This window comes from Pseudomonas sp. NPDC047961, from assembly GCF_050272435.1.
Classification (GTDB): domain Bacteria; phylum Pseudomonadota; class Gammaproteobacteria; order Pseudomonadales; family Pseudomonadaceae; genus Stutzerimonas.
The window spans coordinates 311,218-335,285 of the sequence record NZ_JBNNMD010000002.1 but is presented as its reverse complement, the minus strand read 5'-3'; the positions used below and the strand labels follow the sequence as shown (position 1 = coordinate 335,285).

The window sequence follows — 24,068 nt, the reverse complement described above, 5'->3', positions numbered from 1 at the left end:
TGGCTCAGCTGCAAGCACCGCTCGGCACAGCTTTTCTATTGTCGAGGTGCCCCATACAGTCGTCGGTAACGGAAGCATCACCGAAGGGTAGGACGCATACGTTCGCCGTTATGAGGCACGTAGCCTAGAGGCGAAACTCACGCATCCCTTTGCGCCGTCTTTACTTGTCCCGATCAATATTGAACGGCGACCAGGCCTGTCGGGTGGGCATGACTTCGAGGCGGTTGATGTTGATGTGGTCGGGCAAGGTGGCCACGTAGAAGATCTGCTCGGCGATGTCTTCGGCGGTCAACGGCGTGGTGCCGCGGTAGAGCTTGTCGGACGCTTCCTGGTTACCCTTGGTGCGAACCAGCGTGAACTCGGTCTCGGCCATGCCGGGGGCGATGTCGGTGACCCGTACGCCGGTGCCCAGCAGGTCGCAGCGCAGGTTGTAGCTGAACTGCTCAACGAACGCCTTGGTAGCTCCGTAAACGTGGCCGCCCGGGTAGGGCCAGTGGCCGGCGACCGAGCCGATGCTGATGATGCTCGCGCCCTTGCCCGTCTCGATCAGACGCGGCAGTAGCGCATGAGTAACGTTGACCAGGCCGGTCACGTTGGTGTCGATCATGGTGTGCCAATCGTTCAGATCAACTTTCTGCGCGGGCTCCGGGGCGAGCGCCAGGCCCGCATTGTTGACCAGCGATTTGACCTGGCGAAAGCCTTCGGGCAGCTCGGTAATCACCTGCTTCACTGCCTCGGCGTCGCGTACGTCGAGCGTGGCGATGTGCACCGGGACTTTGGCCGACAGTTCTTCCTTCAGCGCTTCGAGCCGCTCATGGCGGCGTCCGGTCAGGACCAGCGACCAGCCGGCCTCGGCAAAGCGGCGGGCAGTGGCTCGGCCGAAGCCGGATGTCGCACCCGTGATGAAAACCACGTTGTTCATGCAGGGACCTCTTGTCTGTTCGAGTAGGCAGGCCGCACGCGGCCGACCCAGGGAGCTTACTGCGTCAGACCGCCAAGAGCAGCAGCCAGTTGCCCACCACAGGCGAGTCAGGTTGGGTTAACGGTGTGGCTGGGCTAAAGGTGCAACGAGTCCGACCTGGCGGCATCGGCAGGGCGATCTGTTTACGAAGGGCGTGACGCAGCACCGAGCGCGGCGCCCATCAGCCATGGGCGGGTCAAAAAGGCCTCGCCACCAGGGCGAACTCTCAGATCGCTACCAGGCCGCGTACACCCTCGGTTTCCATCGTTTCGCCGCGGCCTTGCTGGATGATCTCGCCGCGGCTCATCACCAGGTACTGGTCGGCCAGCTCGGCGGCGAAGTCGTAGAACTGTTCGACCAGCAGAATCGCCATGTCGCCACGGGCGGCGAGTTTCTTGATCACCGCGCCGATTTCTTTGATCACCGAAGGCTGGATGCCTTCGGTGGGTTCGTCGAGGATCAAGAGGCGCGGCTTGCTCGCCAGCGCGCGGCCGATGGCCAATTGTTGTTGTTGGCCGCCGGACAGGTCGCCGCCGCGGCGGTGCTTCATTTCCTTGAGTACCGGAAACAGCTCGTAGATGAACTCGGGTACTTCCTTGGCTTCCTTGGCACAGAAACGGGACAGGCCCATCAGCAGGTTCTCTTCGACGGTCAGCCGGCCAAAGATTTCGCGCCCTTGGGGCACGTAGGCAATCCCGGCGTGCACGCGCTGGTGCGGTTTGAAGCCGGTGATCGGCTTGCCTTCCCAGGTCACCGCGCCTTCCTTGGCCGGGATCAGGCCCATCAGGCATTTCAGCAGCGTGGTCTTGCCGACGCCGTTGCGCCCGAGCAGGCAGGTGACTTCGCCGATCCTGGCGTCGAATGACAGGCCGCGCAGGATGTGGCTGCCGCCGTAGTACTGATGCAGTTGCTGGACTTGCAGCATGTGCGACTCCTTCACTTGGTGGATAAGCCTCTGGCGTTATCCACCCTACGATTAGGTTGCGATGATGCGGACGCCGGGGCCGGCTAGGCCTACCGGGTGCGCGTGGAAAAGGCTCCGCCGTTATCCACCTGTGTTCGGCGGGCGTAGGGTGGATGACGCTTCACCCATCCACCATGGGATGTCATGGGTGATGAGAAGGGCGCCATCCACCCTTCGAATCAGTCACCGCCCCAGATACACCTCGATCACGCGCTCATCGTTCTGTACGGTCTGCAGCGAACCCTCAGCCAGCACTTGGCCTTGGTGCAGCACGGTCACGTGATCGGCGATGGTGTCGACGAAGCCCATGTCATGCTCGACCACCATCAGCGAGTGCTTGCGCGCCAGGCTTTTGAACAGCTCAGCGGTGAACTCGGTTTCGGCGTCGGTCATGCCTGCCACGGGCTCGTCGAGCAAGAGCAGTTGCGGGTCTTGCATCAGCAGCATGCCGATTTCCAGAAACTGCTTCTGGCCGTGGGACAGCAGCCCGGCCGGGCGATTGCGCGACGTATTCAGGCGAATGGTGGCGAGCACTTCGTCGATGCGGTCGCGCTGTTCGCCGTTGAGCTTGGCTTTCAAGCTGGCCCACACCGATTTGTCTGTCTTCTGCGCCAGTTCGAGATTCTCGAACACGCTGAGTGCCTCGAATACCGTGGGTTTCTGGAATTTGCGGCCGATGCCGGACTGCGCGATTTCTACCTCGCTCATGCGCGTCAGATCGAGCGTGTCGCCGAAGAAGGCCGTGCCGCTGTCGGGTCGGGTCTTGCCGGTGATGACGTCCATCATGGTGGTCTTGCCGGCGCCATTGGGACCGATGATGCAGCGCAGTTCGCCGACGCCGATGTAGAGGCTGAGGTTGGTCAGCGCCTTGAAACCGTCGAAGCTGACGTTGATGTCTTCCAGGCTAAGGATGGTGCCGTGACGGGCATCAAGACCTTTGGTCTTCACCCGGCCAAGGCCGATGGCGTCGCGGCCGCTGCCGAGTGCATCTGTTGGTTCGATCAGTTCGGGTACGGGTGCGGTTTTCATTGTTCGCCCCTCCGGCGCAGCAATCCGATGACGCCTTTCGGCAGGTACAGGGTGACAACGATGAACAGCGCACCGAGGGAGAACAGCCAATATTCGGGGAAGGCCACGGTGAACCAGCTCTTCATGCCGTTGACGATGCCAGCACCCAGCAGCGGGCCGATCAGCGTGCCGCGCCCGCCGAGGGCAACCCAGACGGCGGCTTCGATGGATTGCGTCGGCGCCATCTCGCTGGGGTTGATGATGCCCACCTGCGGCACGTAGAGCGCACCGGCCAACCCGCAAAGCACTGCCGAAAGGGTCCAGATGAACAACTTGTAGCCGCGCGGATCGTAGCCGCAGAACATCAGCCGGTTCTCCGCATCACGCAGGGCCGTCAGCACCCGGCCGAACTTGCTGCGGGCCAGCTGCCAGCCCAGCAGCAGGCTGCCAGTCAGCAGCAGTACCGTCGCGAAGAACAACGCCGCACGGGTGGCTGGTGCGGTGATGTCGAAGCCGAGGATGCGGGTGAATCCGGTGAACCCGTTGTTGCCGCCGAAGCCGGTTTCGTTGCGGAAGAACAGCAGCATGCCGGCGAACGTCAGCGCCTGGGTCATGATCGAGAAATACACACCCTTGATCCGCGAACGGAAGGCAAAGAAGCCGAACACGAAGGCCAGCAGGCCGGGCGCCAATACCACCAGGCACATCGCCCAGAGAAAGCTGGAGGTGCCGTACCAGTACCAGGGCAGCTCGGTCCAGGCGAGAAAGCTCATGAACGCGGGCAGCCCGTCGCCGGCGCTTTCGCGCATCAGGTACATGCCCATGGCGTAACCGCCAAGGGCAAAGAACAGGCCGTGGCCGAGGGACAGCAGCCCCGCGTAGCCCCAGACCAGGTCCAGCGCCAGTGCGACGATGGCGTAGCAGAGGATCTTGCCAACCAACGTCAGGGTGTAGGCCGAGACGTGAAAGGCGTTGTCTGCGGGCAGCAGGTGCAGCAGCGGCATGGCCAGGAGAATGACGAGCACGAGGCCGAGTGCGACGGCAGTGAGCTTCGGTCCGGCTTTCTGCGCGACGGTGAGGGTGAGTGGCTGGTTCATAAGTAGCACTCCTGCCGTAAGTTGATGACGGGAATGCCGATTCGTAGGCTGACCTGTAGGAGCCAGCTTGCTGGCGATCCTGCGGGGTTGCTGGCTAGCACATTGATCGCGAGCAAGGACTGGGCTTCCCTCATCGTTCCGGCGAGGGAGGGGAAATAAGTCTTCAATCGATCACCCTCCCTTTCAGCGCAAACAACCCCTGCGGACGTTTCTGGATGAACAGGATGATCAGCGCGAGGATGAGGATCTTGCCCAGCACGGCGCCGATCTGTGGTTCGAGGATCTTGTTGGCGATACCGAGGCCGAAGGCGGCAAAGATGCTGCCAGCCAGCTGTCCGACGCCACCGAGCACCACGACGAGGAACGAATCAATGATGTAGCCCTGGCCGAGGTCCGGGCCGACGTTACCGATCTGGCTCAGCGCAACACCACCGAGCCCGGCGATGCCGGAACCAAGACCGAAGGCCATCATGTCGATACGGCCGGTAGGAACGCCGCAGCAGGCGGCCATGTTGCGGTTTTGGGTCACGGCGCGCACGTTCAGGCCCAGGCGGGTCTTGTTCAGTAGCAGCCAGGTCAGCAGCACCACGAACAGCGCGAAGCCGATGATCACCATGCGGTTGTAGGGCAGCACTAGGTTCGGCAGCACCTGCAACCCGCCGGACAGCCAGCCGGGGTTGGCGACCTCGACGTTCTGCGCGCCGAACAGCACCCGCACCAGCTGGATCAGGATCAGGCTGATGCCCCAGGTGGCCAGCAGAGTTTCCAGTGGACGGCCGTAAAGATGGCGGATGACGGTGCGCTCCAGCGCCATGCCGATGGCCGCGGTGACGAAGAAGGCTACCGGCAGCGCCACCAGTGGGTAGAAGGCGAGGGCGTCCGGCATGAGTCGAGCCATCAGCACCTGCACCATGTAGGTGGCGTAGGCGCCGAGCATCAGCATCTCGCCATGGGCCATGTTGATCACGCCCAGCAGGCCAAAGGTGATGGCCAGGCCCAGCGCAGCAAGCAGCAGGATCGAGCCCAGCGACAAGCCGCTGAAAGCCTGGCCGAGCAGTTCACCAATCAGCAGCTTGCGTTTGACCTGAGCGAGACTGGTTTCCGCCGCCTTGCGCACGGTGGCGTCGGTTTCCGCCTCATCGGCCAGCAAATTTTCCAGCCGCACCCGCGCCAGCGGTGCGCCGGTTTCGCCGAGCAGGCGCACTGCAGCCAGGCGCACAGCCGAGTCTTCGGCACTCAATTGCAGGTTCGCCAGGGTCAGGGTCAGGGCTTCGCGCACGACCGGGTCATCTTCGGCTTCGAGGCGCTGCTGCAGGAGTGGCAGCTGCTCCGGTTGTCCGCTGCGTTGCAGGCGTTTGGCCGCGGCGAGGCGTTCGGCCGGGTCGTCGGAGAACAGCTGGTGGCTGGCTAATGCTCTATTGAGCAGGCCACGCAGGCGGTTGTTCAGGCGCAGTTTCTTAGGCGTGCCGACGGGTTCGGCGTCGCCTTCGAGGGCGCGGTAGGCACCGTTTTCTTCAGTGAAAGGGGTCTTGTTCTTGTCGATCACCACGCGGCTGGCGCGTAGCGCTTCGATCAGTGGCAGCCGCTCCGGAGCGGGGGCAATGGCCCAGCTCTCCAGCAGCTTGGCCTGTTTGGCCGGGCTAGCTTTGGCGTAATCGGCTGCGTCTCCGGCCTGGGCTGCGTAGGGCAGGGCGAGCAGGAGCAGCAGCAATAATCGGTGCAGGGCAGTGTTCATTCGTGTGTTCCCCAGGGACCCCGGAGCTCTCTTCGTGGAGCTTGTGATGGTCGACAGGTGGATGAAAAGCGTCGACTCCGCGTCCCGATCCACCCTACGAGTTGAGCCGATGTAGGGTGGATGGCGCTTCATCCATCCACCGTTACCGTCTCGTAGGGTCGGTCGGGCGGCGTTCCGCTTCAGCCCACCTGTGCATTCACTGGTGGGCTGAAGCCCACCCTACGCAGGCGATGCGATTGACGCTTCGCTTAGTTCGACTTCACCGCGTAATCCGGCTTCTTGTCGTTACCCGGGATGTACGGGCTCCATGGTTGCGCGCGGACCGGGCTTTCGGTTTCCCAAACTACGGAGAACTGACCATCGTCCTGGACTTCGCCGATCATCACCGGCTTGTGCAGGTGGTGGTTCTTCTCGTCCATGGTCAGGGTGTAGCCGCTCGGCGCTTCGAACGTCTGCCCGGCCAGGGCATCGCGAACCTTGCCGACGTCGGTGGTGCCGGCTTTCTCGACCGCCTGTGCCCACATGTGGATGCCCACGTAGGTGGCTTCCATCGGGTCGTTGGTCACCGCCTTGTCAGCGCCCGGCAGGCCTTTTTCCTTGGCGTAGGCCTTCCACTTGCTGACGAACTCGTCGTTGACCGGGTTTTCGACCGACTGGAAGTAGTTCCAGGCGGCCAGGTGACCGACCAGCGGCTTGGTGTCAATGCCGCGCAGCTCTTCCTCGCCGACCGAGAAGGCCACGACCGGTACGTCGGTGGCTTCCAGGCCCTGGTTGGCCAGTTCCTTGTAGAACGGCACGTTGGAGTCGCCGTTGATGGTCGAGACCACCGCGGTCTTGCCGCCAGCAGAGAACTTTTTGATGTTGGCGACGATGGTTTGGTAATCGCTGTGACCGAAGGGGGTGTAGACCTCTTCGATGCTCGATTCCGGCACGCCCTTGCTGATCAGGAAGGCGCGCAGGATCTTGTTGGTGGTGCGTGGGTAGACGTAGTCGGTGCCGAGCAGGAAGAAGCGCTCGGCGCTGCCGCCGTCTTCGCTCATCAGGTATTCAACGGCCGGGATGGCCTGCTGGTTTGGCGCTGCGCCGGTGTAGAAGACGTTGGGCGACATTTCTTCGCCTTCGTACTGCACGGGGTAGAACAGCAGGCCGTCGAGCTCTTCATACACCGGCAATACGGATTTGCGCGAAACGGATGTCCAGCAGCCGAAGGTCACCGCCACCTTGTCCTGGGAAAGCAGCTGACGGCCCTTTTCCGCAAACAGCGGCCAGTTGGAGGCCGGGTCGACTACCACCGCCTCGAGCTGCTTGCCGAGCACGCCGCCCTTGGCGTTGATCTCGTCAATGGTCATCAGCGCCATGTCTTTCAGGGACGTTTCCGAAATGGCCATGGTGCCGGACAGCGAATGCAGGATGCCGACCTTGATGGTCTCGGCCGCTTGCAGGGTGAACGGGAACAGACCGCTGAGCATCAGGGCACTGGCGGCGAGGGTGGACTTCAGTAGGGGACGGCGTTTCATTGTGGGCGGCTCCTTGGCTGTCCATGCGCAACTGTGGGGTTGGTCCTTGGGGACGTAGAGCCCTATCGCAGCATCCGTGCCAATTCGCCTGTAAGCCTTCTGTTCCGGCGTTTTGCGGTCAATCATGAAATGCGCCATGGCGGGGCATGGAGGCGGCATTGTCCGATAACGGTGCGCTTGGTGAGGTTATGGCGCACGCCATGCGCCTTTGTGGTGCTGATCGACCGCAGCGGTGTTTCAGCCGGTTCGGTGCCTGTAATAACGCTGGCTTTCACTGCCCCTTGCTGGTCAGCAACGCCCGCCCTAGCATGGCCGGCCTGCCATCAAAGGCTCCGCCATGCCTCGCACCTCTCGTCCCCGTCCACCGCGCCCTGCAGCGGCGCGATCACAACCTCGTCGTGTGGCCAAGGCGCCGCCGGCCGAGCCACGTCTGCTGCTGCTGAACAAACCCTTCGACGTGCTCACTCAGTTTAACGATGCCGATGGCCGCGCCACACTCAAGGACTTTGTGCCGGTCCCGGGTGTGTATCCCGCTGGCCGCCTGGATCGCGACAGCGAAGGCCTTTTGCTGCTGACCAACGACGGGCAATTGCAGGCGCGTATTGCTGATCCCAAGCACAAGCTGCCGAAGACGTATTGGGTGCAGGTGGAAGGCGAGGTGACTGCCGAGCAGCTGCAGCGGCTGCGCGACGGCGTTGAGCTAAACGATGGCATGACCCTGCCGGCCGAAGCCCGACAGCTCGACGAGCCCGAACTCTGGCCGCGCAATCCACCGGTGCGTTTTCGCAAGAGTGTGCCGACCTGCTGGCTGGAGCTGGTGATTCGGGAGGGCCGCAATCGTCAGGTACGGCGGATGACGGCTGCGGTCGGCTTGCCAACACTGCGGCTGGTGCGGGTCAGGATCGGGCCCTGGTCGCTGGACGATTTGCAGCCGGGCGAATGGCGGCTGGTGCCGGCGCATTTGTGAAGCACCGGCCGCTGTGCCCTGTTCAAACGACTTCAGCGGATCAGTGCGGAATACCCTGTGTCACTTCGATCACGTAGCCAATGATCGGCTTGGCGAGAAATGCGAACAGGCACAGCCCCAGGCCCAGAAACAGAACGGCCGTGCCGAGGCGACCGGCTTTCGACTTCTTGGCCAAGTCCCAGATGATGAAGGCCATGAACGCCATCAGGCCGCCGACCAGGACGATCATCATCCACTTCTCAAATACTTCAGGCTCCACACGTTACTCCTGACTGACATCGAAGAATGCGCCCGGGCTGGCCGGGCGAGAAAACGGCGCAGTATACGCCCGTGGAGCGTGCTCAGCTCCCTCAGGCGTTGGACGATTATGAGCTTCAGGGGTTCGAGCGAGAGGCTCTGTTTCGAGCTTTGCTACGGCTGTTAGTAGTGGGATTTGATCACGTCGATGCCCTTGTTGAGCACCACTTGCCAGGCTTCAAGATCCAGCTGTTCCAGCTGCCGATCATGCTGCCTGATGGTCTTGAGCAGGGCGGCTATCCAGAGGTCATAGAGCTCGGGGCGGATGTCGAGATGGGCACGTGAATGGCTCTTGCCCAACGCCTGGAGCTTGGTATCCGGCATGCCACGGGCGAACATGACCAGGTTGAGAATGCCGGCGCGCAGCAGTTGTTTCTGCGCCACCATGTCGGTTTTGACGAACTTGTCCCGCACCGCTGGGGAGCTGGCAAGGAAGGTGGCATAGAACTCGTCGAAGAAGGCGGCACTCGCGCAGCAGCGACCGTAGCTCTGCATGACGCGGTTGGTGTCTTTCATGGGCATTTCCCTTGCACGAAGGCTGATCGCTGCGCTGCCCTGATTTACCTGGCCGGCGGAGCAGAAGGGCGCGGATTATAGGCAATACCCCTTCGGGCTGTGTGGTTTGCAAGTGTGAGCGGCGTCTCAGCCTCGCAAATGCTCCAGCGGCAGCTCGGTACTCGATGAGACCTGCCGCAAGACGAAGCTGGAGCGCACGCTCGACACCCCTTCGATACGGGTCAGGGTGCCCAGCAGGAAGGCCTGATAGTGCTCCATATCCGGCACCACAACCTTGAGCTGGTAGTCGGCATCCATCCCAGTCACCAGGCTGCACTCGAGCACTTCCGGGCATTTGCCGATCACCCCTTCGAAGTGCTCGAAGCGCTCCGGTGTGTGTCGGTCCATGCCGATCAGTACATAGGCGGTCAGAGTCAGGCCGAGCTTCTTGCGGTCCAGCAGTGCGACCTGGCGGGCGATGTAACCGTCGTCCTCGAGCTGCTTGACGCGTCGTGAGCAGGGCGAGGGCGACAGTCCGATACGCTCGGCCAGATCCTGATTGGAAATGCGCGCATCGTGCTGCAGTTCCTGCAGAATGCGCAGGTCGTAACGGTCCAGTTTGCTCATGTTTGGTTACCTGCGGGGTTTGGTTTCGCATAACTATGCATCTGCGCGCAATGATTGCGCAACTGGCGTGAATATGAGCAATTTTAGCAATCATCTGTCGGTGGGCGGGGCGTAAGCTTTATCCAACTTCAGCCCCCGGCAAAACTGACGCGGTACTTACCCCGCCGCGCCAACCGCATACCTTACCGAGGCTATCGGTCCGGGCCCGCACCGCTCACAAGGCGCTGCCGAAGACGTCGTCACAAGCGACTAGCGAATTCAGAGCAGTATTGAAAAAAGACCACGTCTCGCCACGTGGTCTTTTTTTATGGGCGTTCGGTTGGCTCCGGCGGGCGAGGCTTCACCACCTCGAGCGGGTCGGCATGGACCAGAACTTCAGCTCGAGGATACTGGCTGTGGATCGCCGTTTCGACCGCGTCGCACAGCGCATGCGCCTCGATCAGTGGCAGCTCGCCCGGTAACTCAAGGTGCATTTGTACGAACCAGCGGGTGCCCGAAACACGGGTACGCAGGTCGTGGCAGCCCACCACGCCGGGCACGTCGCATGCCAGCTGATGCATGTGTTCGCTGATCTCCGGCGCAAGCTCCGTATCCATGAGCACGGCGCCTGCCTCTCGCACGATGCTCAGGGCGCTCCAGAAGATGTACACCGCAATGGCGATACCGAAGACGGCGTCCAGACGTTCAAGGCCGTAACCGGCCAGCACCAGCGCGACAAGAATGCTGCTGTTGAGCAGCAGATCCGAGCGGTAGTGCAGCGAATCGGCGCGAATCGCCGTGGAGCCGGTTTCTCGCACCACATGGCGCTGATACATCAACAGCGCCACGGTCAGCGCCAACGACAGCAGCATGACTGCGATGCCCAATGTCGGCGCACCCAGCGGCTGCGGGTGCAGCATGCGGTCCACACCCTGAACGCAGACCAGAATCGCACTCACAGAAATGAAGGCACCCTGGCCGAGCCCGGCCAGGGCTTCGGCCTTGCCATGACCGTAGCGATGGTCGTCGTCGGCGGGGCGCAGCGAGTAGTGCACGGCCAACAAGTTGAGCAGCGAGGCGGCTCCGTCCAATAGCGAGTCGGTAAGCCCGGCCAGCAGGCTGACCGAGCCGCTCAGCCACCAGGCCAGCGCCTTGCTGGCAGCAAGCGTCAGTGCCACGGCCAACGCCAGGTGTGTGGCCCGGCGCATCAGCCTTGCGTGCTCGGCGCTGACTCCTTTGCGCTCGCGGGTGTGCTGCATCATGCGGCCGGACGCAGTCCAAAGGCGGCCAACTGCTCGACGCTGCCGTTGTGTTGGATGAGACGCGGGTCATCCAGCGGCAGGCTGCGGCCGGTTTCAGTTTCGATGATGGCCTTGAGCTTGGCCTGGTCGATGACGCCATCCGCGCCAATGGCTTCCTGCAGTTTTTCCGGGGCCATGGAGTAGTTGCTGTCAGGCAGATAGATCGCGCCGGTGGCGAAGTCGATACCAAAGGCGATCAGGCCGGGAATGAGATAGAAGAGCAGGCCGACGGCGTTGGCTACTGCGATTGCCGGGTCGATCTTACCGTCGATCTGGCCACGGCGGTCGGGGTAGAACAGCGTGCCGCAGGCGGTCAGCTGGGTGAACAGGGAGACGGCCAGCACGCCGCCGATGACACGGGAACGAGTACGCATAAGGACCTCCGGGAAAAGTGGCGCAACTATACAAGGGCTGCGTGATGTTTTCTCGATATCAGACACTCCTGCTGCCCGCTCTGTTCGGCATCGTTACTTCACCAGGGGCATAACGCTGTTCGCCGCTGCGCCGAGGCCTGTGCCCGCTATAATCGCGGCCCAGAAACGGAGTCTCCATGATTGCCCTGCCCATCGATGAAGCCCTCCCGGCGCTGCGCCAGGCCCTGCTAGCCCGCGATGAAGCGGTGCTCGAAGCACCGCCCGGTGCCGGCAAGACCACCCGTGTGCCGCTGGCGCTGCTGGATGAGCCGTGGCTCGCCGGGCAATCGATCCTGATGCTCGAACCACGGCGTCTTGCCGCCCGCGCGGCGGCCGAGCGACTGGCCAGCGAGCTGGGCGAGAAGGTCGGCGATACCGTGGGCTATCGCATCCGGCTCGAAAGCAAGGTCGGGCCGCACACTCGTATCGAAGTGGTGACCGAAGGCATCCTTGCGCGCCGCTTGCAGGATGATCCGACGCTTGAAGGTGTCGGGCTGGTGATCTTCGACGAGTTCCACGAGCGCAGCCTGGATGCCGATCTGGCCCTGGCGCTGACCCTGAACGCTCGCGTGCTGCTGCGCGATGAGCCGCTCAAGCTCCTGCTTATGTCCGCCACGCTGGAAGGCGCGCGGCTCTCCACACTGCTCGACGAGGCGCCGGTGGTGCGCAGTGAAGGGCGGATGTACCCGGTGGCCCAGCGCTGGGGGCGCCCGTATCAGACTGGTGAGCGAATTGAGCCGCGTGTGGTTCAGACCGTGCTCCAGGCGCTCGATGAAGAGCCGGGCAGCGTGCTGGTGTTTCTGCCTGGGCAGGCCGAGATTCGCCGAGTGAACGAGATGCTGGCCGAGCAGCTGGCGGATCGGGGCGAAGTGATGCTCTGCCCGCTGCACGGCGAACTGGAGCTGGCTGCCCAGCGCGCAGCCATCGAACCGGCGCCGGCCGGCAAGCGCAAGGTGGTGCTGGCGACCAACATCGCCGAGACCAGCCTCACCATCGAAGGCGTGCGCGTGGTGGTCGATGCCGGGCTGGCACGGGTGCCGCGGTTCGATCCCGGCAGCGGCATGACCCGGCTGGAAACCCGGCGCATCTCTCGCGCCTCGGCAACCCAGCGGGCCGGGCGTGCGGGGCGATTGGAGCCCGGCGCTTGCTACCGGCTGTGGTCGGAAGATCAGCACGCGCAGCTGGCCGCCTATGGCGACGCGGAAATCCTCCAGGCCGATCTGGCCGGCGTGGCTTTGCAGCTGGCGCGCTGGGGTGTCGAACCGGATGAACTGGCTTGGCTGGACCGGCCGCCTGCCGCGGCTTACGCCCAGGCACAGAACCTGCTGCAGCGCCTCGGCGCGCTCAGCCGCAACGCCCGTGGCGGTTGGCAATTGACCGCTCACGGCCAGGCCATGGCCGAGTTGCCCGCGCACCCGCGTATCGCCCATCTCTTGTTGCGCGGCCAGGCGCTGGGGCTCGCGCCCCTGGCCGCAGATCTTGCCGCGCTGCTGGTCGAGCGGGACATTCAATCCGGCGGCCAGCGCGGCGGCGGAGCGGATATCTCCACGCGTCTCGGGTTGCTCGACGGCAGCGCCGGGCGACATGCCGGTGCGCAGCGAGTGCGCCAACTGGCCCGACAGTTTCGCGGCCTACTGCGCGGCTCTTCGGGTGTGGCTACGGCCGATGCGTCCGATCATCGCTGGCATGGCGCGCTGCTGGCGTTCGCCTATCCGGACCGGATCGCTCGTCAGCGACGTGACGGCGGTGGCGAATACCGCTTGGCCAACGGTCGCGCCGCAGTATTCGGCGAACCGGATGCCTTGATGAAAGAACCCTGGCTGGTGATCGCCGAACTGGGCAGCCGCCAGGGCCAGCGCGAGGAACGCATCTACCGCGCCGCTGCGTTGGACCCAAGCTTGTTCGATGAGGAACTGGCTGAGCAGGTCAGCCAACGCGACGAGCTGGAATGGGATGAACGTGAAGGCGTGCTGCGAGCCGAACGGCAGCGGCGGGTCGGTGAGCTGATACTCAGCCGTGAGCCCTTGCCGGGGTTGGATGACGAAGCGCGAGGTCGTGCGCTGCTCGGGCTGGTCCGACGCAAAGGGCTGGAACTGTTGCCCTGGACGCCGGATCTGCGCCAATGGCAGGCGCGTATCAGCCTGCTGAGAGCGCTGGACCTGGCCACTGGCGCTACCAGCGACTGGCCGGATGTGGCCGATGAGGCCCTGCTGGCTCGGTTGGAGAACTGGCTGTTGCCCTATCTCGGCAAGGTGTCGCGGTTGGCTCACTTCGCCCAGCTTGATCTGCAAAGCATGCTAGCGACCCTGTTGCCCTGGCCATTACCCCAGCGCCTCGACGAACTGGCACCGGTCACCATCGCCGTGCCTTCGGGGTCGCGGGTGCGGCTCGACTACAACGAATCACCGCCGGTGCTGGCGGTGCGCTTGCAGGAGCTGTTCGGGCTGGCCGATACGCCGCGTATCGCCGGTGGGCGTCAGGTGGTGAAACTGCATCTGCTGTCACCCGCGCGCCGCCCGGTGCAGGTGACGCAAGACCTGGCGAGCTTCTGGGCGAACACCTACCTGGAAGTGAAGAAAGACCTGAAAGGCCGATATCCGAAACATTATTGGCCCGATGACCCGCTGGTAGCAGAGCCCACCGCGCGCGCCAAGCCGCGCGGCACCTGAGGGCACGGCTGCAAGCCGCCCCTTTCGCAAGGAGGGCGCAGCTAGGCTGGTCATCTCTGAGGCCTGTCAGCACCCATATGCGCGTGCGGCTACTCAGGCAAACTCAGGTCTTCTCCGGCCGCGGCCATCTCGGCATAGGCGCGATCCAACGAATCGACGACCGCCTGGCTGTCTTCAGTGTGGCGGGACACGATGAAGCGAATGGCGACCTTATGCAGCTCCACATGGGGAAGCGCCTCCATGCCGAGGCGATTCAGGGCCTGGCTCACCGGAACCTCGTAGTCGAGCAGATAGTCCGCACGGCGGTGTTTCAACATCTCCAATGCTGAGGTGTGGGTGGCCGTCCGGTGTAGGCGAATCTGCAGCTGCGGGTCGTGCAGCATCTGGTTCACCTGTGGCCAGTAGTTGTAGCCGCCAATGATGATGACGCCGCGTTTGCGCAGGCTGCTGGGCATGGTCGGGCGTGGGGTGTCGGGCCGGTGATAGAGGTTAAGGCTGATTTGGGCGAGGGTTTCCCGGCCCTCCAGCGTGTCGGCTTGCAGCTCAGGTTTGCCCGGCGCGCCGGGCCAGATATCGACAGTGCCGTTCTGCAGGGCCGCGTACAACCGGGCACTCGGCAGACCGCGGAATTGCGCCTGAAAACCTGCGTGGGCGAGTACGCGCCGAGTGAGATCGACCAGGGGGCCGTTGGGGCGCCCTTGGGCATCGCTGTAGATGGCTGGGGGAAAATCGTAGTAACCGACGGTCAGGGTTCTCGGCGCCTCGGACGAGGCAACGCAGGGCCCCGCCAGAGCCGCTGCAATCGGTATCCAGAATAATCGCTTCAAGGTAATTCACTGCCCCTTGTGGTTCGCGCGTAGGCAAAGCATGGGCGCCACGCGCCCGGCTGTCCAGAATGGACACTTGATCGCCGACACGCCGGCGCCGCGACCATGCCGCTAGCAGATAGAAAAGGCTGGCTATGCTGAGGCTAGAGCGTACCGTGCCTATCGGGAGCGGTTACCCGGATGACTCGATGGAGAGGTCTATGTATCGCAAGGTATTCACCAGCAAGGTGTTCGATCGCAAAGTGGTGTTGATCACCGGCGGCTGTGCCGGGATCGGCCGTGCGCTGGCCGAGCGAATGGCCCAGGCCGGCGCCAGGGTCGTGATCTTCGACCTCGATCAGAACGCCATTGACGGGCTGGTCCAGCACCTTACAGACCATCACAACGCCGATGCGCTAGGGCTGCGCTGCGATGTGTCGGATGCGGCGGCGGTGCAGCAGGCCATTGCGCTGGTGGTGGAGCGCTTCGGTGGTATCGACGTGCTGATCAACAATGCGGGTATTACTCATCGCAGCCGGGTCGCCGACACCAGCCTGGCGGTGTTCGAACGGATCATGGCGGTCAACTTTTACGGCGCGCTGCATTGCACCCAGGCGGCCTTGCCGAGCCTGATAGCCCGTGAAGGACAGATCATCGTGCTCAGTTCACTCTCGCAATACGCGCCGGTGCCAGACCGCGGCGCCTACAACGCCAGCAAACATGCGCTGCATGGATTGTTCGAAACCCTACGCAGCGAACTGACCGATACCGGTGTCAACGTGATGCTGGTGTGTCCGGGGTACACCGCGACGGATCTGCGCAAGAACGTGTTGATTGGCGATGGCTCTACCGCGCCACAGCCTGTTTTGACGGTGGGCCGCGTGGCGTCGCCGCAGGACGTGGCGGAATCCATCTATCAAGGCGCGTTGAAGCGGCGACGGTTGCTGGTGCTGTCGAACCTCGACTGGCGGGCTCGGCTGGTGGCGCGCTGCTTCCCGCGCACCTTCGAGCACCTGCTGTTGCCGCGGCTGGCCGGTGCTCGGACTTCATCCGGCGCGGGCTAGGCGGTCGGCGCGTCGCCGTAGAGTTCTTGAGCCCGCTTCATGTCCCAATAGGCGGCTTCGATCTTGTGGCCGTCCAGGTCGCGCACGAAGCAGCCGTAGTACGGCTCGCCATATTCTTCACGCGGGCCGGGAGCGCCTTCATCCGTGGCGCCGGCAGCCAGCGCGGCGCGATGAAACGCATCGACCGAGGCCTTGTCCGCTGCGAAGAAACCGATATGGGTGCCGTTCCCGATGCTGGCTGGTTGGCCGTCGATCGGCGTTTGCAGCCAGAACTCAGGGTATTCACGCCCCCAGGCGATCGCACCCGGATGGGCCATGATGCGCTTACACCCGAGCGTGCTGAGGGTCTGATCGTAGAAGGCAGCGGCTTCATCGAAGCGATTGCTGCCGAGGGATACGTGGGACAGGATGCTGGGGTTCTGGTCGGTCATCAGTGCGGCCTCCTTGACGGGTGGAGACCAAGCCTAGCTCGTCAAATCGCGGTCTGCCGCCTTGCCGATCAACGTTATTGCTTCTGATCGCCGCCCGGTTCGCTGCAAAGCATGAAGCAGCGGAACAGCACCACCGTCGCCAATAGCTGCACCAGCCCGACCACACTGTCGACCACCACGGCGAGCGCTCCAGGCGCTGTCTCCCCCGCCCAGAACTGTGCGGCCACCCAGGCTTCCAGAAGCCACAGCGGCACCAGCACGACGAGGATGCAGCCGAGAATCAGCAGAAAATGGCCGCGGGTCTGCAGGAAGCTTTCCTTCAGTGCCGCCAGCGGACTCAAGCCGCGCATCACCAACAGGTATTCGGCAAAGGCGATCTTGACCATGATCCACAGCCCCGGCAGCACGAACAGCGAGGCGCCGAGCATAACCAGCAAGGTGCCTAGCCCGGCCAGTACCGCCATCGACGGCCACAGCGGCAATGCACGCATCATCACCTCGCGCAGCGGCGGTGCATGACCGCGGCTGCGCGCATCGAGGAACAGGATCAAAGCGGCGATATACAGCGGGTAGAAGACGAGTCCGATCAGCAGCTCCTGTGCCGGCATGGCACCTTTGCCGAACAGATGGTCGATGGCCAGGCGGGCGACGCTCTCCAGCAGAATCAGCGGCAGGCAAAGGCGTGCAATGGACAGCAAATTGCGCGAGTAGAAGAACCAGGCGTCACGGAGGATGGACAGGACATTCATCGCAGGGCGGCAACTCGTGGGAAAAACCAGGCGCGCACTTTAGCAGGCCGTTGGAAAAAGTAGGCGAGGCGGGCAAGACGAGGTGCAACGACCATCGCGAGCAACAGCCGAAGGCTGGCCCGAAGGGCTAGCATGGCGAGTCAAAGCAGCCGAAGGCGCGGAGGGTAGTGTCCTCAATGAGCGATTTGACCGGGCTGGCTATCAAGGCTGTTTTTTACGAAGCATTGCCAACGTAGTTTTTAATGACCTGATGAGCCCAAACGGCCGGCCGGCGACAGCCGCGCTATCGCAGTCCATACTGGCTGGCCATTCCTCCGCTCGGGTTGCCGCGTGAAGAAGATTGCCCTGTTTGCTGATGTGCAGAACCTTTACTACACGGTGCGCCAGGCCCACGGCTGCCATTTCAACTACGCGGCGTTGTGGGCCGACGTCAGTGAGCGCGGCGAGATCGTGGAGGCCTATGCCTATGCCATCGATCGGGGGGACGCCAAGCAGCAGCAGTTCCAGCAGATCCTGCGCAACCTCGGCTTCACGGTGAAGCTAAAACCGTATATCCAACGCAGCGACGGCTCGGCCAAGGGCGACTGGGATGTTGGGATCACCATCGACGTGCTGGACGTGGTGGGGCAGGTCGACGAAGTGGTACTGGCGTCGGGAGATGGCGACTTCGATCTGCTGCTCGACCGGGTGCGCGCTGGCGGCGCCGAGGCGACGGCCTATGGTGCGCCGGGCCTGACAGCCAACTCGCTGATTCGCGCGGCGTCGCGTTACGTGCCCATCGAAGGCAAGCTGCTATTGCGATAGCGCTGTCGGCCCGTCACTCCTGGGGCTGCCGGTGCCGCATGTTCCATTCGGCGGCCAACGGTGGATGGAGAAAGCGACATCCACCCTACGCTCAGCTTCCAGCTTCCTTTCGAGTAAACTGCGCAGCCTGTTTTCGTCCTTCCGGTTACCGTCATGACCTTCGCCTCTTTGGGCCTGATCGATCAGCTGCTACGCACCCTCGAATCGCTTGAATACACCCAGCCGACGCCGGTCCAGGCCAAGGCGATTCCGGCTGTGCTCAAGGGCCGCGACCTGATGGCCGCCGCGCAGACCGGCACCGGCAAGACTGCGGGTTTCGCCTTGCCGCTGTTGCAGCGCCTGCTGCACGAAGGGCCGCAAGTGGCGAGCAACTCGGTCCGCGCGCTGGTGCTGGTGCCGACCCGTGAGCTGGCCGAGCAGGTGCACGAGAGCTTCAGAACCTACGGCCAGGACCTGCCGCTGCGCACCTATGCGGTCTACGGCGGCGTCAGCATCAATCCGCAGATGATGGCCTTGCGCAAGGGCATCGACGTGCTGGTCGCCACACCCGGGCGGTTGCTGGATCTGTATCGACAGAACGCGGTGAAGTTCAGCCAGGTGCAGGCGCTGGTGCTGGATGAGGCCGATCGGATGCTCGACCTCGGCTTTTCCGAAGAGCTGGACGCGCTGTTCAGTGCACTCCCGAAAAAGCGGCAGACCTTGCTGTTTTCCGCGACCTTCTCCGACCCAATTCGGCAGATGGCGCAGGAGCTGCTGCGCGATCCTCTGTCCATCGAGGTTAGCCCGCGCAATGCTGCGGCGAAAACTGTGAAGCAGTGGCTGGTGCCGGTGGACAAGAAGCGCAAGTCCGAGCTGTTTCTGCATCTGCTGGCGGAAAAGCGCTGGGGGCAGGTGCTGGTGTTCGTGAAGACGCGCAAGGGCGTCGACCAGCTGGTGGATGAGTTGCAGGCGCAGGGCATCAGCAGCGACGCGATCCACGGCGACAAGCCGCAGGCGTCGCGATTGCGCGCGCTGGAACGTTTCAAAGCGGGCGAAGTGCGGGTGCTGGTGGCCACGGATGTGGCCGCGCGAGGCCTGGATATCCATGACCTGCCACAGGTGGTCAATTTCGATCTGCCTACTGTTGCCGAGGACTATGTGCACCGTATCGGCCGGACAGGCCGGGCGGGCGCAACGGGCGAGGCCGTGTCGCTGGTCGCCGCCGATGAGGTCGATCAACTTGCTGCCATCGAGACGCTGATTCAGCAAGTTCTGCCGCGCCACGACGAGCCGGGTTTCGTCCCGGATCATCGGGTGCCGACCACCCAGCCGGGCGGGCAGATCATCAAGAAACCGAAAAAGCCGAAGAAGCCTAAAGAGTCGGCTGGCAAAGGCCGTGTTCATCTGGGCAACTGGTTCGATGAGAGCGAGAAACCCAACGCCAAGCCGATCCGCAAGGTGCCGAGCCTGGGCGGAACGAAGCCGACCAAAAAGCGCTGACCGAGGCCGGTGGCGCGCCGTGCGGGCGTGTCAGCTCGTTGCGTGTTTGTCGCATTGAGATGGCAACAATGGATGAACGCCGGTTTGCCTGATTGCTCGTGACGCCGGGCGTCAGATTGAGAAGGCCTGAGGCTTTGCGTTTTTCATACATGCAAGACAGCACAGGAGAGATCGCTTTTGGCACACGCGCAAGCGGAGCTTCACTCGCTTAGCCGAGCTGACGTATGGGCCGGGTTCAGGCAATTGACGCCGATCTCGCTATTCGTTGTGGTGTTTGGTCTGGCCTTTGGCCTGGCCGCGACGCAGGCGGGGCTAAACGACTATTCGATCCTGCTGATGAGCGCGCTGGTCTTCGCCGGCGCCTCGCAATTCGCCTCGTTGGAACTCTGGGGCACGCATGTTCCGGTCGTTCCGCTGGTGGTCACGGTGTTTGCTGTCAATGCGCGGCACCTGCTGATGGGCGCGACGCTATACCCCTATCTGCAGCACCTGCCGCCGGCGAAGCGCTACGCGGTGATGCTCGTTGTTTCGGATGCCAACTGGGCCATGTCCATGCAGGCGTTCAGTCTCGGCAGGCCGGGGTTAGGCATCTTGTTCGGCGGTGGTCTCGCGCTCTGGACGTTCTGGGTGTTGGGCACCTGGCTGGGGCTTTATTTCGGCAGCGCCATCCACGATCCGGTCAGTTGGGGGCTGGACATGGTCATGGGCTGTTTCCTCCTGGCGATGGTCGTCGGCGGCAAGAAGGATCTGCGGATGAGTGTGATCTGGATCGTCGCGGGTGGCGCCTCGATGTTGGCGTACTGGTATCTGCCCGCCAATAGCCATGTGGTGGTCGGGGCGCTTGCCGGTGGTCTGTTGGGCGCGCTGTGGATGGAGAAACCGGCATGACACTGGAAACGGCAGGCTCCGGCACGCTGACCGTCATCCTGATCATGGCGGTGGTCACTCTGGTGACCCGTTGGGGCGGCGTATTCGCCATGTCGTTCGTGCCGATCAGCCGCCGAACCGAGCAGTTCATCAGCGCGATGTCCGGTTCGGTGTTGGTTGCCCTGCTGACGCCCATGGCGGTTAACGGCGACAACGGTGCCCGGCTGGCTTTCCTCGCGACTGCGGTGACCATGCTGCTGCTGAAAAAGCCATTGCCGGCAATCGCAGCTGGAATCATCACGGTCGCGCTGTTCAGGCATCTGGCCTAAGCGAGCGCCGTTCCGTCAGGCACTGGGCGGGCTAGCAATCCCCAACCAGCGCAGAATGCCCACCGCCGCCGCTCGACCACTGGCGAAACAGGCGGTCAGCAGGTAGCCCCCGGTGGGGGCTTCCCAATCCAGCATTTCTCCTGCGCAGAACACACCCGGCACCTGTCGCAGCATCAGTCCGTCGTCCAGCGCCTCGAACGGCACGCCGCCGGCACTGCTGATGGCTTCGTCCAGCGGGCGGGGGCGCAGCAGCTCGATGGGCAGGGCCTTGATCGCGTTCGCTAAACGCTGCGGGTCATCGAAGGCGTCAGTGGGCGCGAGTTCCCGCAACAACCCCGCCTTGACGCCATCAAGACCGAGTTGACGCTTGAGGTGCTTGGCCATTGACTGCGAACCGCGCGGTTTGGCCAAGGCGCGAATGATCCTCTCCAGCGAATGGTCAGGCAGCAGGTCCAGCGTGACTGTAGCGCGACCGTTCTGCTCGATCGCCTGGCGGATCTCGGCGGACAACGCATACACCAGGCTGCCCTCGATGCCGGTGGCGGTGACCACGAACTCACCCTTGCGTGGCGCGCACTCGGCGAGACCGAGGCTGACGGTTTTCAGCGGCGCGCCAGCGAATTTTTCCTGCAGGTGCGAACTCCAGCCTGCCACTTCGAAGCCGCAGTTGGCGGGCCGCAGCGCGTTGACTGCAATGCCGCGGCGTTCCAGCACAGGGACCCAGGCACCGTCGGAGCCCAGGCGTGCCCAGCTGCCACCACCCAATGCGAATAGCACCGCGTCGGCGTCGACACTGATCTCACCCGACGGCGCGAGCAGACGCAAGCTGCCGTCGGTGTTCCAACCCAGCCAGCGATGGCGCGTATGGATTTGCACGCCCGCGTCACGCAGGCGGCGCAGCCAGGCGCGCAGCAGCGGTGCAGCCTTCATGTCCGAGGGAAACACTCGTCCGGAACTGCCAACGAAGGTGTCGATGCCCAGCCCGTGAATCCATTCGCGCAGGGCCTCGGGGTTGAAGGCGTCCAGCAGCGGGCGCAGTTCGGCGGCACGCTCGCGATAGCGCGTCACAAATGGCTCGAAGGGTTCGGAATGGGTGATGTTCATCCCGCCGACGCCGGCCAGCAGGAATTTGCGACCGACCGAGGGCATGGCGTCATAGAGATCGACGGCAACGCCCGCTTGGCTCAGCACTTCGGCAGCCATCAGCCCGGCGGGGCCGCCGCCAATGATCGCAACGCGAGATTTTGGGGTACGCATTGGAACGTCGCCGTGGTTCAGGGGCGGCCATTCTAGCGGCTCGCGATGGGAAGTTTGCAGCGACGATGGAGAGAGCGGGGCGCGGTGTGGAGTAAGAGAATCCCCGGCGCAGGGCGCGCCGGGGTGCAGGCTGTTAAACCGCGTCGGACTGTTTGGGCTGCCGGCGGTAGCCGAACATACCGGCGAACCCAGCAACGGCGCCAGTGATCAACATCGTGATCAGCAAAGCCCAGCTGGCCTGCGATACACGCTTGGCCGCCTGGCCGGCGACTTCACGGGCCTTCTGCTCGGCCTGGGCCTGCAGCTCTTTAAACTTCACATAGGCTTCCTGATACTGCTGCTCGATCTGGCTGACCATCTGCTCGGCTTCCTGCTGGCTCATGTTGCCGCGCTCCTGTATCAGGTTGACCATCGCTTCACGGTCGGCGGCATTTAGAGCTTCCTCACCTTTCTGCTGGATGCGGTCGATTAGTTGCGATATCTGCTCGTCGGCCTGCTGAGGATTCTGCTGGGCTTGCTCGGCGCGATTCTGAGCCTGCTGCTGAACCTGTTGTACGTCTTGCTCAAGGTACTGCGGGGCCAGTTGCGGCTTGCCGGTCTGGCGCAGTGCTTTCTTGATTTCAGCCTCGATATTGCTCAGATCGAGATTAATGTCAGCCTGCTTGACCTGCTGCTTGATCTCACCGCCGATGGCGGGCGCCATGGACGCAACACTGGAGCCAACCGCTTGCAAAGTCGAGCCCGCCACGCTGGCTGTGCCCGAGACAGCCGAACCGACCAGGCTGGCAATCAGATACACCGTGACCAGTGTCGTGACTGCCCACACCAACAAGCCGTGCAACATGCCGTGACGGGGCGCCATACGGCCCGCGATGTAGCCGCCGATGGCCAGTGATATGACACCGGCAAGCACCATCCAGATAATCGCGCCCATGCCGAGGCCCGCAACGGGATTGTGTTCAGTTGCGGGATCGATCGTGGAAGCGCCGATGGCCGTGCCAAGCAAGTGCAGCAGTAGTGAAACCACAAGTGCCAAAGCGATACCTGCAAACACAGCGCTCCAGGAGGTGTGCTTCAAGAAATGGCTCCGGCCGTTGGGGTAGGCGGTGGTGGTGTGATCGGTTTCGAGCATCGGTGATTTCTCGTTGTTATGGTCATTTAGTGCTCGCAAACAGCGGCTTAGTCGTGCTGCATGGGTCAGCCACACATAGACGTGAGGGTTTCGTTGCCGGTTGAAGTTCCGCGCTGCGGCCGTCGTTGTGACCAATGGTGTCAGCCCAGGCCGTGTCGCTGCCAGGCCTTCGCGGCGCTGATGTGCAGCTGCGCATGGCGCCGTGCGAGCAGGGCGCGGTCCTTGTCGTAGCCGCCGCCGATCACGCCAACCACCGGAATGTCTCGCCCCAGACAGTGTTCGATCACGGCGCTGTCGCGCATGGCCAGGCCTTCGTCGCTGAGCTCAAGCAGACCCAGCGCGTCATCACGGTGCACATCGACACCGGCGTCATAGATGACCAGATCCGGCTGATACAGCGGCAGCAGGTAGCTGAGCGTATCGTCGACGACCTTCAGGTAATCCGCATCGCCAAGGCCCGGCGCCAAACCGATGTCCCAATCGCTGCGGGCCTTGCGCGTCGGGAAATTCTTTTCGCAATGCAGTGACACAGTAACGGCGTCCGGAACCTGCTCGAGGATCCGCGCGGTGCCGTCACCTTGATGGACGTCGCAATCGAAGATCAGCACACGACCGACACGGCCGCTCTCCAGCAGCGAAAGGGCGATGATGGCCAGGTCGTTGAATATGCAGAAGCCTGAGGCATGATCGTGATGGGCATGGTGGGTGCCACCCGCCAGGTGACAGGCCAGCCCGTGCTGCAATGCAAGGTCTGCGGCCAGCAGCGAGCCGCCTACTGCACGTACGGTGCGATTCGCCAGTTGCGGGCTCCAGGGCAGGCCCAGGCGGCGCAGTTCGTCGCGGCTCATGTCGCCGCTGCAGTAGCGCTCGACGTAGTTACGGTCATGTGCGAGCGCCAGCATATCGGGCGGGCAGAGTTCGGGGCGCAACAGCGCCGCATTCGTGGTCAAACCGCAATCAACGAGATGGTCGCGCAGCAGGCGGAACTTCTCCATGGGGAAGCGGTGTCCCGGCGGCAGAGCGGGGCTGTAATCGTCGTGAAATACCAACGGCAGAGACATCGAATCGGGCCCATTGAGGTCAACCGCGAGTATGCAGAGCCGTTACCGAAGTCTTCAAG

Annotated in this window: 24 protein-coding genes; 7 read left to right on the top strand and 17 right to left on the bottom strand. The window is 63.2% G+C overall.

Annotation, left to right across the window (positions count from 1 at the left end):
• Window positions 1–160: 160 nt before the first annotated feature.
• From ACQKIK_RS07875 to urtA, 6 genes are all read right to left on the bottom strand, one after another.
• On the bottom strand, window positions 161–922 hold the full coding sequence (locus ACQKIK_RS07875) for an SDR family oxidoreductase (RefSeq protein WP_064480647.1): 762 nt from the start codon (window positions 920–922) through the stop codon (window positions 161–163).
• Window positions 923–1,187: 265 nt separating this feature from the next.
• Window positions 1,188–1,886, bottom strand: coding sequence for an urea ABC transporter ATP-binding subunit UrtE (gene urtE, locus ACQKIK_RS07870; protein WP_499135509.1), 699 nt, complete (start codon window positions 1,884–1,886; stop codon window positions 1,188–1,190).
• 222 nt (window positions 1,887–2,108) lie between these two features.
• Window positions 2,109–2,954 carry an urea ABC transporter ATP-binding protein UrtD gene (gene urtD / locus ACQKIK_RS07865; protein ID WP_486034290.1) on the bottom strand — a complete coding sequence of 282 codons (846 nt, stop codon included), beginning with the start codon at window positions 2,952–2,954 and terminating at the stop codon, window positions 2,109–2,111.
• The gene (gene urtC / locus ACQKIK_RS07860) at window positions 2,951–4,030 is read right to left on the bottom strand and encodes an urea ABC transporter permease subunit UrtC (RefSeq protein WP_499135508.1); all 1,080 of its coding nucleotides are present in this window, start codon (window positions 4,028–4,030) and stop codon (window positions 2,951–2,953) included. Before urtC ends, urtD begins: the two co-directional genes overlap by 4 nt.
• A 163-nt stretch (window positions 4,031–4,193) precedes the next feature.
• A complete protein-coding gene (gene urtB, locus ACQKIK_RS07855; RefSeq protein WP_499135506.1) occupies window positions 4,194–5,765 on the bottom strand; it encodes an urea ABC transporter permease subunit UrtB in 1,572 nt (523 codons plus the stop codon).
• Window positions 5,766–6,013: 248 nt separating this feature from the next.
• A complete protein-coding gene (urtA, locus tag ACQKIK_RS07850) occupies window positions 6,014–7,282 on the bottom strand; it encodes an urea ABC transporter substrate-binding protein (RefSeq protein ID WP_499135505.1) in 1,269 nt (422 codons plus the stop codon).
• 400 nt (window positions 7,283–7,682) lie between these two features.
• On the opposite strand from urtA, the gene ACQKIK_RS07845 reads away from it, so the two are divergent.
• Complete coding sequence (locus tag ACQKIK_RS07845; protein ID WP_499135885.1) at window positions 7,683–8,249, top strand: pseudouridine synthase; 567 nt, start codon at window positions 7,683–7,685, stop codon at window positions 8,247–8,249.
• Between the two features lie 40 nt (window positions 8,250–8,289).
• Here ACQKIK_RS07845 and ACQKIK_RS07840 read toward each other — a convergent pair whose 3' ends face one another.
• The 5 genes from ACQKIK_RS07840 to pmcY form a co-directional block, all read right to left on the bottom strand.
• On the bottom strand, window positions 8,290–8,508 hold the full coding sequence (locus ACQKIK_RS07840; protein WP_045424192.1) for a DUF2788 domain-containing protein: 219 nt from the start codon (window positions 8,506–8,508) through the stop codon (window positions 8,290–8,292).
• Between the two features lie 161 nt (window positions 8,509–8,669).
• Window positions 8,670–9,062 (bottom strand): globin, encoded by a 393-nt coding sequence (locus ACQKIK_RS07835; RefSeq protein ID WP_064480639.1) that lies wholly within the window; start codon window positions 9,060–9,062, stop codon window positions 8,670–8,672.
• A 126-nt stretch (window positions 9,063–9,188) separates the two neighbouring features.
• On the bottom strand, window positions 9,189–9,668 hold the full coding sequence (locus tag ACQKIK_RS07830) for an Lrp/AsnC family transcriptional regulator (RefSeq protein ID WP_045424198.1): 480 nt from the start codon (window positions 9,666–9,668) through the stop codon (window positions 9,189–9,191).
• Window positions 9,669–9,973: 305 nt separating this feature from the next.
• Entirely contained in the window at window positions 9,974–10,906 is a 933-nt protein-coding gene (locus ACQKIK_RS07825; RefSeq protein WP_499135884.1) for a cation diffusion facilitator family transporter, read from the bottom strand.
• Window positions 10,906–11,322 carry a periplasmic Zn2+ metallochaperone PmcY gene (pmcY, locus tag ACQKIK_RS07820; RefSeq protein WP_045424203.1) on the bottom strand — a complete coding sequence of 139 codons (417 nt, stop codon included), beginning with the start codon at window positions 11,320–11,322 and terminating at the stop codon, window positions 10,906–10,908. The genes ACQKIK_RS07825 and pmcY overlap by 1 nt, the downstream gene beginning before the upstream one ends.
• A 176-nt stretch (window positions 11,323–11,498) precedes the next feature.
• On the opposite strand from pmcY, the gene hrpB reads away from it, so the two are divergent.
• Window positions 11,499–14,030 (top strand): ATP-dependent helicase HrpB, encoded by a 2,532-nt coding sequence (gene hrpB / locus ACQKIK_RS07815; protein ID WP_499135504.1) that lies wholly within the window; start codon window positions 11,499–11,501, stop codon window positions 14,028–14,030.
• 89 nt (window positions 14,031–14,119) lie between these two features.
• Here hrpB and ACQKIK_RS07810 read toward each other — a convergent pair whose 3' ends face one another.
• The gene (locus ACQKIK_RS07810; RefSeq protein ID WP_256044631.1) at window positions 14,120–14,857 is read right to left on the bottom strand and encodes a substrate-binding periplasmic protein; all 738 of its coding nucleotides are present in this window, start codon (window positions 14,855–14,857) and stop codon (window positions 14,120–14,122) included.
• Window positions 14,858–15,057: 200 nt separating this feature from the next.
• Between ACQKIK_RS07810 and ACQKIK_RS07805 the strand changes: the two genes are divergently transcribed.
• Window positions 15,058–15,900 carry an SDR family oxidoreductase gene (locus tag ACQKIK_RS07805; RefSeq protein WP_046163216.1) on the top strand — a complete coding sequence of 281 codons (843 nt, stop codon included), beginning with the start codon at window positions 15,058–15,060 and terminating at the stop codon, window positions 15,898–15,900.
• On the opposite strand, the gene ACQKIK_RS07800 is transcribed toward ACQKIK_RS07805, so the two are convergent.
• On the bottom strand, window positions 15,897–16,331 hold the full coding sequence (locus ACQKIK_RS07800; protein ID WP_499135502.1) for a VOC family protein: 435 nt from the start codon (window positions 16,329–16,331) through the stop codon (window positions 15,897–15,899). The genes ACQKIK_RS07805 and ACQKIK_RS07800 overlap by 4 nt on opposite strands.
• Window positions 16,332–16,405: 74 nt before the next feature.
• Window positions 16,406–17,080 (bottom strand): hypothetical protein, encoded by a 675-nt coding sequence (locus ACQKIK_RS07795; RefSeq protein WP_499135501.1) that lies wholly within the window; start codon window positions 17,078–17,080, stop codon window positions 16,406–16,408.
• A 330-nt stretch (window positions 17,081–17,410) separates the two neighbouring features.
• On the opposite strand from ACQKIK_RS07795, the gene ACQKIK_RS07790 reads away from it, so the two are divergent.
• The 4 genes from ACQKIK_RS07790 to ACQKIK_RS07775 all read left to right on the top strand — a co-directional run bounded on the left by ACQKIK_RS07790 (window position 17,411) and on the right by ACQKIK_RS07775 (window position 20,559).
• Entirely contained in the window at window positions 17,411–17,884 is a 474-nt protein-coding gene (locus ACQKIK_RS07790; protein WP_045424243.1) for a LabA-like NYN domain-containing protein, read from the top strand.
• Window positions 17,885–18,037: 153 nt separating this feature from the next.
• On the top strand, window positions 18,038–19,363 hold the full coding sequence (gene rhlE1, locus ACQKIK_RS07785; protein ID WP_499135500.1) for an RNA helicase RhlE1: 1,326 nt from the start codon (window positions 18,038–18,040) through the stop codon (window positions 19,361–19,363).
• 177 nt (window positions 19,364–19,540) lie between these two features.
• On the top strand, window positions 19,541–20,251 hold the full coding sequence (locus ACQKIK_RS07780) for an AzlC family ABC transporter permease (protein ID WP_499135499.1): 711 nt from the start codon (window positions 19,541–19,543) through the stop codon (window positions 20,249–20,251).
• On the top strand, window positions 20,248–20,559 hold the full coding sequence (locus ACQKIK_RS07775; RefSeq protein ID WP_499135498.1) for an AzlD family protein: 312 nt from the start codon (window positions 20,248–20,250) through the stop codon (window positions 20,557–20,559). The genes ACQKIK_RS07780 and ACQKIK_RS07775 overlap by 4 nt, the downstream gene beginning before the upstream one ends.
• A gap of 15 nt (window positions 20,560–20,574) precedes the next feature.
• On the opposite strand, the gene ACQKIK_RS07770 is transcribed toward ACQKIK_RS07775, so the two are convergent.
• From ACQKIK_RS07770 to ACQKIK_RS07760, 3 genes are all read right to left on the bottom strand, one after another.
• Entirely contained in the window at window positions 20,575–21,816 is a 1,242-nt protein-coding gene (locus tag ACQKIK_RS07770) for a TIGR03862 family flavoprotein (protein ID WP_499135497.1), read from the bottom strand.
• A 133-nt stretch (window positions 21,817–21,949) separates the two neighbouring features.
• Window positions 21,950–22,948: a YrzE family protein gene (locus ACQKIK_RS07765; protein WP_499135495.1), complete on the bottom strand. Its 999-nt coding sequence runs from the start codon at window positions 22,946–22,948 to the stop codon at window positions 21,950–21,952.
• Window positions 22,949–23,088: 140 nt separating this feature from the next.
• Complete coding sequence (locus ACQKIK_RS07760; protein WP_499135494.1) at window positions 23,089–24,009, bottom strand: histone deacetylase family protein; 921 nt, start codon at window positions 24,007–24,009, stop codon at window positions 23,089–23,091.
• Between the last annotated feature and the right edge of the window lie 59 nt (window positions 24,010–24,068).

Bases quoted from the DNA above. Each gene is read 5' to 3' on its own strand.
- rhlE1 (WP_499135500.1), top strand. From the start codon at position 18,038: ATGACCTTCGCCTCTTTGGGCCTGATCGATCAGCTGCTACGCACCCTC.
- ACQKIK_RS07875 (WP_064480647.1), bottom strand. From the start codon at position 922: ATGAACAACGTGGTTTTCATCACGGGTGCGACATCCGGCTTCGGCCGA.
- ACQKIK_RS07760 (WP_499135494.1), bottom strand. From the start codon at position 24,009: ATGTCTCTGCCGTTGGTATTTCACGACGATTACAGCCCCGCTCTGCCG.
- urtA (WP_499135505.1), bottom strand. From the start codon at position 7,282: ATGAAACGCCGTCCCCTACTGAAGTCCACCCTCGCCGCCAGTGCCCTG.
- ACQKIK_RS07830 (WP_045424198.1), bottom strand. From the start codon at position 9,668: ATGAGCAAACTGGACCGTTACGACCTGCGCATTCTGCAGGAACTGCAG.
- ACQKIK_RS07770 (WP_499135497.1), bottom strand. From the start codon at position 21,816: ATGCGTACCCCAAAATCTCGCGTTGCGATCATTGGCGGCGGCCCCGCC.
- urtB (WP_499135506.1), bottom strand. From the start codon at position 5,765: ATGAACACTGCCCTGCACCGATTATTGCTGCTGCTCCTGCTCGCCCTG.
- urtE (WP_499135509.1), bottom strand. From the start codon at position 1,886: ATGCTGCAAGTCCAGCAACTGCATCAGTACTACGGCGGCAGCCACATC.
- urtD (WP_486034290.1), bottom strand. From the start codon at position 2,954: ATGAAAACCGCACCCGTACCCGAACTGATCGAACCAACAGATGCACTC.
- ACQKIK_RS07805 (WP_046163216.1), top strand. From the start codon at position 15,058: ATGTATCGCAAGGTATTCACCAGCAAGGTGTTCGATCGCAAAGTGGTG.
- ACQKIK_RS07765 (WP_499135495.1), bottom strand. From the start codon at position 22,948: ATGCTCGAAACCGATCACACCACCACCGCCTACCCCAACGGCCGGAGC.
- hrpB (WP_499135504.1), top strand. From the start codon at position 11,499: ATGATTGCCCTGCCCATCGATGAAGCCCTCCCGGCGCTGCGCCAGGCC.
- ACQKIK_RS07800 (WP_499135502.1), bottom strand. From the start codon at position 16,331: ATGACCGACCAGAACCCCAGCATCCTGTCCCACGTATCCCTCGGCAGC.
- ACQKIK_RS07825 (WP_499135884.1), bottom strand. From the start codon at position 10,906: ATGCAGCACACCCGCGAGCGCAAAGGAGTCAGCGCCGAGCACGCAAGG.
- ACQKIK_RS07835 (WP_064480639.1), bottom strand. From the start codon at position 9,062: ATGAAAGACACCAACCGCGTCATGCAGAGCTACGGTCGCTGCTGCGCG.
- ACQKIK_RS07775 (WP_499135498.1), top strand. From the start codon at position 20,248: ATGACACTGGAAACGGCAGGCTCCGGCACGCTGACCGTCATCCTGATC.
- urtC (WP_499135508.1), bottom strand. From the start codon at position 4,030: ATGAACCAGCCACTCACCCTCACCGTCGCGCAGAAAGCCGGACCGAAG.
- ACQKIK_RS07795 (WP_499135501.1), bottom strand. From the start codon at position 17,080: ATGAATGTCCTGTCCATCCTCCGTGACGCCTGGTTCTTCTACTCGCGC.
- pmcY (WP_045424203.1), bottom strand. From the start codon at position 11,322: ATGCGTACTCGTTCCCGTGTCATCGGCGGCGTGCTGGCCGTCTCCCTG.